The sequence below is a fragment of the Bradyrhizobium sp. P3_C3 genome, assembly GCF_056402655.1.
On record NZ_JBFUGY010000104.1, the window covers coordinates 1 to 7,063 of the forward strand.

Annotated in this window: 8 protein-coding genes; 5 read left to right on the plus strand and 3 right to left on the minus strand. The window is 61.7% G+C overall.

Going from position 1 to position 7,063, the window contains the following annotated elements; all coding sequences use genetic code 11:
- A partial coding sequence (locus tag AC1DW2_RS43125; protein ID WP_477009138.1) for an ABC transporter permease occupies nucleotides 1–677 on the plus strand: 677 nt, incomplete at its 5' end.
- A gap of 18 nt (nucleotides 678–695) precedes the next feature.
- Nucleotides 696–1,814 (plus strand): ABC transporter ATP-binding protein, encoded by a 1,119-nt coding sequence (locus AC1DW2_RS43130; protein ID WP_477009139.1) that lies wholly within the window; start codon nucleotides 696–698, stop codon nucleotides 1,812–1,814.
- A 14-nt stretch (nucleotides 1,815–1,828) separates the two neighbouring features.
- On the opposite strand, the gene AC1DW2_RS43135 is transcribed toward AC1DW2_RS43130, so the two are convergent.
- Together AC1DW2_RS43135 and AC1DW2_RS43140 are read right to left on the minus strand one after the other, a co-directional pair.
- A complete protein-coding gene (locus AC1DW2_RS43135; RefSeq protein WP_477009140.1) occupies nucleotides 1,829–2,881 on the minus strand; it encodes an ABC transporter substrate-binding protein in 1,053 nt (350 codons plus the stop codon).
- Between the two features lie 5 nt (nucleotides 2,882–2,886).
- Entirely contained in the window at nucleotides 2,887–4,215 is a 1,329-nt protein-coding gene (locus AC1DW2_RS43140) for a Rieske 2Fe-2S domain-containing protein (protein WP_063985290.1), read from the minus strand.
- Between the two features lie 156 nt (nucleotides 4,216–4,371).
- Here AC1DW2_RS43140 and AC1DW2_RS43145 point away from each other — a divergent pair, with 156 nt between their 5' ends.
- Together AC1DW2_RS43145 and AC1DW2_RS43150 are read left to right on the plus strand one after the other, a co-directional pair.
- Entirely contained in the window at nucleotides 4,372–4,851 is a 480-nt protein-coding gene (locus AC1DW2_RS43145; RefSeq protein WP_477009141.1) for a MarR family winged helix-turn-helix transcriptional regulator, read from the plus strand.
- Nucleotides 4,852–4,899: 48 nt separating this feature from the next.
- Entirely contained in the window at nucleotides 4,900–5,277 is a 378-nt protein-coding gene (locus AC1DW2_RS43150; protein WP_477009142.1) for a YybH family protein, read from the plus strand.
- Between the two features lie 292 nt (nucleotides 5,278–5,569).
- Here the strand turns inward: AC1DW2_RS43150 and AC1DW2_RS43155 are convergent, their stop codons facing one another.
- On the minus strand, nucleotides 5,570–5,911 hold the full coding sequence (locus tag AC1DW2_RS43155) for a hypothetical protein (RefSeq protein WP_477009143.1): 342 nt from the start codon (nucleotides 5,909–5,911) through the stop codon (nucleotides 5,570–5,572).
- A gap of 417 nt (nucleotides 5,912–6,328) precedes the next feature.
- Here AC1DW2_RS43155 and AC1DW2_RS43160 point away from each other — a divergent pair.
- Nucleotides 6,329–7,063 (plus strand): ABC transporter substrate-binding protein (locus AC1DW2_RS43160; RefSeq protein ID WP_477009144.1); only part of this gene is annotated, 735 nt, incomplete at its 3' end.

Sequence of the window (7,063 nt, forward strand, 5' to 3'; positions counted from 1 at the left end):
GGGACATGCTGACACTCGAGCACTATCAGGCGGTATTCGGCAGCAGCGAGTTCTGGCGCGGGTTCAGCAACACGATGTTCCTGGGCCTCGTCGGCGCCACACTGACGATGTTGCTCGGCGCAACTGTCGCCTATGTCTCGGTCCGAACGAAGTGGCGAGGCCGGTTGCTGATCGATTCGATGGCCTGGCTGCCGTGGATGATGCCCGGCATCGTCCTTGGTGTCGGGTTTCTCTGGGGGTTTGCTCTGCTGCCTCACGCGATTCCGATCTACGGCACGATCTGGGCGCTGCTGCTGGCCTATATTTCGCTTGGGACGCCGCTTTCGGTGCGCGCCATGTCGAGCGCATATGCGCAGCTTTCGTTCGACCTTGAGGAGTGCTCCCGGGTGCATGGCGCAAGCTGGCTGCAAACCATGAGGCGCATCGTCCTTGCCCTGGCCTGGCCTTCCTTCGCCGTCGGATGGGTGCTGGTGTTCTTCGGCATCATGCGCGAGCTGAGCGCATCCGTTCTGCTCTATTCTGTCGGCTCCGAGGTGTTGTCTGTCGTGCTGCTGAAGCTGTGGGCGAACGGCAATGCGGAGCAGGTCAGTGTCATCGGGCTCATCATGATGGTTCTCGTGATCGTCTTCCGGTGGGTTCAACTCAAGTTCATCAGCAGCCGTATCGGTGGAATGTGACCAGGCTTGGATCGTGCCATGTCGAATGTCGTTCTTGAGAAGGTGAGCCGGAGCTTCGGTAATTTCGTCGCGGTCGACGGCGTCGACCTGCGCGTCAGCGAGGGTGAATTCGTGACCCTGCTGGGGCCGTCGGGGTGCGGCAAGACCACGACGTTGCGGATGGTCGCGGGCCTCGAGCAGAATTCCGGTGGCCGCATCAGCATCGGCAACGAGGTCGTCAGCGATGCGGCTCGCGGCGTTTTCGTTCCGTCGGAGCGCCGGCGGCTCGGCATGGTCTTCCAGTCATACGCGATCTGGCCGCACATGACCGTCTTCGAGAACGTCGCCTATCCGCTGCGGGTGCGCCGCAAATCCGCGGCCGAGATACGCGATCTCGTCGCCAGGGCACTCCGTCTGGTCGAGATGCAGGATTTTTCCGAACGGCCGGCACCGGCGCTGTCCGGCGGCCAGCAGCAGCGGGTCGCGATCGCGCGGGCCCTCGTCTTCGAACCCAAGGTGCTGCTGCTCGACGAGCCGCTCAGCAATCTCGACGCGAAGCTCCGTCTGCAGATGGGCGACGAGTTCCGTTCGATCCAGAGACGGCTTGGGATGACGAGCCTGTACGTGACACATGATCAGGCCGAAGCGATGGCGTTGTCCGACCGTGTGGTCGTGATGGATCGCGGCCGAATCCAGCAGATCGGTGCGCCCGAGGAAATTTATCGCTATCCCGCAAACCGGATCGTGGCGGCCTTCTTCGGAACACCGAACCTGCTGGAGGCCAGTGTGGAGGCCTGCACGCGGATCGACGATCGCCGGGTGCGGCTCAACGTCGTCGGCAAGGGCTGGCGTGGAGCGTGCCAGTCGGCAAGCGAGATCCGGCCCGGGCGGCCCGTGACCGTCATGGTTCGTCCCGAGGACGCCCGTATCGCGGCCCCAGATGCGGCTCACAGTGACCACGAACTTCGATGGTCCGGACAGATTGCGCATACGATCTTCCGCGGTCCGATCCGGTCGGTCGTGGTGCAGACCGACGATAGCCGCCTCAATGTCGATGCGCCGCCGTTCGGTGGCTTCTCCGTCGGAGACAATGTGACCGTCGTCGTTCCGCAGCAGTCGGCTTGGGCTGTGCCGGAGCAGGCCGGCGCAGCCCCTTAAGCCGGGAATGCCTCTCAGCGATAGATCTGCTGAGCCAAAGACAGCATCTCGTTCATGCGTTCTGGATCCGTGGTGCCGAGAAGCTTCGTTGTTTCGATTTGTGCCACCGCGGGATCGACACCGGTCAGCGCGTCCGCCGTGGTCGGCAGCAGCCCGAGCCTCGCAAGGTTCTGCTGCATCGTCTTGCCCAGATAGTATTCCATCAGCAGCCGCGCCGCGTTGGGGTGGGGTGCATTCTTCAGCAGCGCGAGATCGTAGCCGACATAGGGCAGCCCCTCCTTCGGCGCGATGAACTTGACCGGGAGGCCCTTGAGTTCGAGCAGCGACGTCAGGCTGTCGGGGATGTAGAGCGGGTATTCGCCGCGCGCTACGCGGCGCTCATTTGCGGGGATCTCCCGGCTGAACTTCAGGTCCTGCTGGGCAAGCTTCTCGTGGAAGGCGCGCCCGTAGAGGTCCTGCAGGACCGAGAAGAGCACGCCGCCGCCGCCGAGCGCCCGCAGATCGTCGCTGAGGATTTTTCCTTTCCAGCGCGGGTCCGTCAGGTCGAGCCAGCTTTTCGGCTCGTCCGCCGGCTTGACCAGCATGGTATTCGCCAGGATGCCGTAGACGATGGCAAAGACAGGGAGCCGCATGCCGTCGCTTGGGAAGTCCGTCTTGAGACGGCCGAGGCTGGGGAGGGGGCCGTGCGGTTCGAAGACACGCTCCTCCTTGATCTGCAGCGTGGTCGTGGTCCGCCCGTTCTCGGAGACGTCGGCTGCGTTGCGGCCCGCAGCCTGCTCGATGCGGATGCGCTCCCGGACTTCGCTCGCGCGTGCTTCGAGAATGTCCACGGTGATTCCGTAGGCGGACTCGAACTCCTTCTTGAGCTCCTTGTGCGCGGCAAGGCCGACGAACGCGCTGTAGAGCACCACGCGGCCTTCCTTCTTTGCGGCGGCGACCAGCGAGGACCATTCACCCTCCGCTCTCGACGGAGCCATGATCGACGGCAGGATCGAAGAGGCCGTCAGTCCAAACACCGTAGCGCGGCGCGTGATGCGCGCGCGCTTTTCCCGGTCCGGCGTGGCCATTGTCGCTACTCCGCGGCTTGCGGGCTCGGGGCACGCCAGCGAATGGCGGTCTTCAACTTGTCCTGGTAGGCCTCGAGCCAGTCGATCTTCGCGTCAGCGTAGTAGGAGCCCGCGCGCGCGTTCCAGAACACCTCGGCATCGTCGACGCCGGGCGGCACGGTGCCGCTGTTGGCGAATGCCCGTGCAGCGTTGAGCAGGCGCCGCCTCGTCCGCGCGATCATCACGTCGCTCGGTGCGAGATGTTCCTTGGTGTGATCGACGATCGGCCCCATGCTTTCCGTGACGGCTTGGTCCTGCATCACGATGTTGCGGATGCCGGTGTAGATCTTGTTGGTGCGCTGAGCTTCGCGATCGATCTGCCAGTCGTTGCCGATGTTCTGGACCGCACGCCAGCGCCCATACCAGTCCGTGGTGTTGGGTAGATAATCGAGACCGTCGGCCCCGGGGATGCCGCCACCGGATTTCAGCTTGGAACTCGAGTAAGTCGCCCCTTTGGCGCGGCCGCCATAGATCGAGATCAGCATCGTGTGAGTGTCGTCCATGGGCACCCACGCCTTGGCGACCACGTGGTCGGCAAAGTCGGCGTTCGGGGTCTGGGTCCAGAACGGCAGTGAGAAATGCGCCATGCGCCAGTGCATTCGATCGTCCGCTTCCGGCCGAAACGCGCCGTACATCGTGCCCCAGTCGGTCTCGGTGACCTTGTACTCCGGCGCTCGGTTGGAAACCGTGTGACGGGCCGGGTGGCCTTCCTCGAAATCATCAGGGTTGATGTGTCCGGCATGCAGGAAGCCGAAATGCGACGTGTCGATATCGCCTTCGAGGCCCTGGAGCCAGTTGGCTTCGCGCTGGAGGATGGTGACGGTCAGATCCTGCTCCGGAACGAACAGCGCTTCGTGCATCGGCATCGGTGGCGCTTCGGCCCGCGCGCCCATGTAAACCCATATGAGGCCCGCGCACTCGCGAACCCTGTAGCTTTTTGCGCGGACCTTTTCCTTGAAATCCTGCGGAGGGGGGACGTTCGGCATTTCGAGGCAGCGGCCGTCAACGTCGAACTTCCAGCCGTGATAGACGCAACGGATGCCGTCCTGCTCGTTACGGCCGAGGAACAGCGAGGCACAGCGGTGCGGACATTGGTGATCCAACACGCCAACCCGGCCCGAGCTGTCACGGAAGGCAATGAGCTGCTCACCGAGCAGCATCAAGCGCATTGGATCGCCGTCGACTGATAGTTCCGAAGAAAGAGCGGCGGGTATCCAGTATTGCCGCATCATCTCGCCCATGACCGTACCTGGGCCAACCAGCGTCAGATCCTGGCCGTCAGTCGATTTCGACATGGTGATCCTCCCTAGCTCTTTTGAATGCTTATTATTTGCATTATGCAAGTAATTCGCCCCTGCGTCAATGACGCGATCGTCCGGAAAGCGAGCGGTTGAGCGGTGCAGTGCAACTCGTTATGGTTCTGCTCCCATCACCGCGAGCAAATTGTCTTGATGAACAAGGTCAGCACGATCCTCCCGCTCGAGAACTGGACCGGATACCGGTTCGGTCTCATCGCTTCGCGGCTGGGCAGCTTCATCTCCCCCATGTACGAAGATCGTTACGAGCTGACGATGCCGGCCTGGCGAAGCCTCGCGGTCATTGCCAGGCATCAGCCGCTGACGGCCACGCAACTTGCGACATTGACCTCGTCCGACGCGTTCAAGGTCGCGCGCTCCATCGAATTGCTGGTGCGCCGAGGGCTGATTCATCGTGACGTGGATAAAGCGGACCGCCGCCGCGCCAGCCTGAGCCTCACGACCGACGGCCGCAAGGTCTACAAGGATATCGAGAAATTCGTGGTTCGGGTCGAACGCAAGCTCATGGCCGCGCTCGATCCGCACGAAGTCGAGGTTTTGAGGCGAAGCCTCGACAAGCTCGATCAGCAACTGGAGACCGAGATCAAAGCGCAGGGCCGCGAGAGATTCCTGTAACGGTCTTCAACACTACTCATTTGTCTGCTCGGCGCGCCGGGAATTTCGTTGGCCGCGGACGCCAAGGGGGACGTGGAGAAGGCTTACGCCGCTTGGGATGCCGCACTTAATAAGCACGACGAGAAAGCCATCGGCGCCTCCTATGTCGCGACGGCAAAATTGATGCCGCCCACACATCAGGTCGCGTCGGGGCCGACCGAGATCGAGAAGTTCTTTGCCGGACTCTTCGCGAGCGGTGTGACGGATCACAAGTTGGAGATGATCGATGCCGGCGGAGACGACAAGGTAGTCTTCGGCACAGCCAAGTGGAGCGCTACAGGTAAGGACAAGGAGGGCAAGCCGTCTCCCTTCAGTGGTTTAGCGACGCACGTCTTCGAACGCCAAGCCGACGGATCGCTCAAATTGAGGCTGCAAACATTCAACTAAAGCGGTCGAAGCTTAATCGGTCCTGCGAGGCGGCGGCTTTACCGGACGCCCAAAAGGGCTACTTGTCTCCGGTGCAAGATATGTCCGGGTTGGGTCAAACTGCGACTTAACGGGGAGGGCAGTTCTTGGCGAAACGCGGACATTTGGCCTGATCGGCACGTCTCCGAAGAGCCAAGATCAGAGTGATCGTCGCATTCGGTCGCGGCGTGGACTTGCTACCTACGATGACGTGAGGATTCCGCAGCTATCCTCTCATACAACGCCACCTCTACGCGCTAGTGCGGCAGAAGAGCTATCTGCTGGGGTCATTTGGAGCAACGGCCTCCTCGAACAGCTCAACCTTACCGCGCGTGTTGTCTGCTACCGCAAAAACCTCGTAAAAATCGATCTGCGGCTTCATGCCGTAGCGCTGGATGATGCCCTCGAGCCACGGCCCGGTGTAGAACGCCGTAGCGTCCTCGATACGCTCCCACTGGTACACGCCGCCCGCCCAGCCGCTTTCGGACCAGATGAAGTGCTTGCTGATCAGCCCCGTCACCCCGCGGAAGTTGGGGGCGATCTTGTGAAAGTGCTCGCGACACGCGGCGTGGTCGATCTGCGGCGGCAGTGTGTATCGTACAATGGCGGTAATCATGCGACCTCCTTGTAAGTATGCCCCGGCGCAACATTGATGCCATTCCCGGGATCAAGCTAGCGAAGCGGGAAGCCGACCATTCCAAAGCATGCTGAACTTAGCGTCGAAGTTCAGCCTATCCTGCATGATCTCGGTCCAGGCGTTGCTCAATTCGCGCAACGCAGGCTCCATGATATTGACCATCTACTCGCGCCGATCGCGATCAAATGCGACAGACGCCGCCGTGAGTAGGTCAACACGATTGACAAGAGCCTTAATCGCCGCGCGGCTATCTCTTTCCAATTTTTTGCGTTAATGTGAAGCTCTTCACACCTGTGTAGCAGACGGGCTCGGATGATGCCCAAAGAGAGGTGAGCTAAGGCCCCGCAAAGCGCCGCCCAGTTCTATTCCATTCACACGCGAGTTTGGGAGTGACACATGGAAAAGCGCGAAATTGGCAACAGCTTGACGAAAGGTCTGTCCGAAGCGAAGCGGGGCGCCTTCTCCCGCCGCTCGGTGTTGACGTTGGTTTGCACCCTCGGCGCCACGGCGCCGCTTGGAATGTTTGGAGCGGCTCGCGCGCTGACGGCATCCGGGACTGGATCGCTGTCTTATATTCCCGGCGAGCCTCTTATTTGTCGCGCCGCAGCGAGCAGTGAAGAGCTGCAGGGCCCACCCCGCCAACTCAAACTCGCCTGGAATGCGAACGCGGCGTGCACCGTCGCTGCGGCAGTCGCAAAGGAGCGGGGTATCTTCGCCAAGCACAACCTCGATGTCGAATTCGTCAATTTCGGCGGTTCGACCGACCAGTTGTTGGAGGCGATTGCAACTGGCAAGGCGGATGCCGGTTTGGGATTGGCCCTGCGCTGGCTCAAACCGCTGGAGCAAGGTTTCGACGTTCGGATCACCGCCGGTGTGCACGGCGGCTGCATCCGGCTCCTCGGCTCCAAGGCTGCGAATATTGACAGCCTGGAATCCCTGCGCGGCAAGGCTATCGGGATTAGCGATCAAGCGAGCCCAGCGAAGAACTTCTTTTCGATCTACCTCGCCAAAAAGGGCATCGATCCGGCCCAAGAGGTAGAGTGGCGCCAGTACCCGGCCAATCTGCTCGCGCTTGCCGTCGACAAGGGCGAAGTGCAGGCGCTGGCCGAGATAGATCCGCTGCCCTACCTC